Annotated in this window: 1 pseudogene; it reads right to left on the bottom strand. The window is 38.3% G+C overall.

The annotated features are described in order from the left end of the window. Positions 1-151: 151 nt before the first annotated feature. Positions 152-360 (bottom strand): annotated as a pseudogene (locus tag M72_RS16640) (ISNCY family transposase); the annotation flags it as partial.

Raw genomic sequence — 360 nt, 5'->3', positions numbered from 1 at the left:
TAGGTAATTGCGAAACTCGCGATGCTCGTTCGCAAACTTGAATCAAAATAGAAACAGAATTGAGCATAGCATGATTTTAATGACGAAAACGGATATTGAGCTGTTTTAGGCGCACTTAAATAAGCCGTAGACTTTATTGAGTTGGTAAGTCCTAAGCAATAAGAGGTTTTAAGCTGCGAATAAATTCGTGATGATTGATTTTATCCGAAAGTACAACTGTTATCAGTTGGGTAATTCCTGCAAGGACCAGATCGGCGTGAAGTGTTTTCTCATTCTGGGTTCTTCTTCCGGCCAGACAAAGATTATCCTTGATGTGGTTAATATCTCTTTCTACGGTGGTTCTGATTTTGTAAGTGTTAT

The organism is Roseburia faecis, from assembly GCF_001406815.1.
In the GTDB taxonomy this organism is placed as follows: Bacteria; Bacillota; Clostridia; order Lachnospirales; family Lachnospiraceae; genus Roseburia; species Roseburia faecis.
The sequence above is the reverse complement of the archived record's forward strand: the minus strand, read 5'-3'. Positions and strand labels throughout refer to the sequence as shown.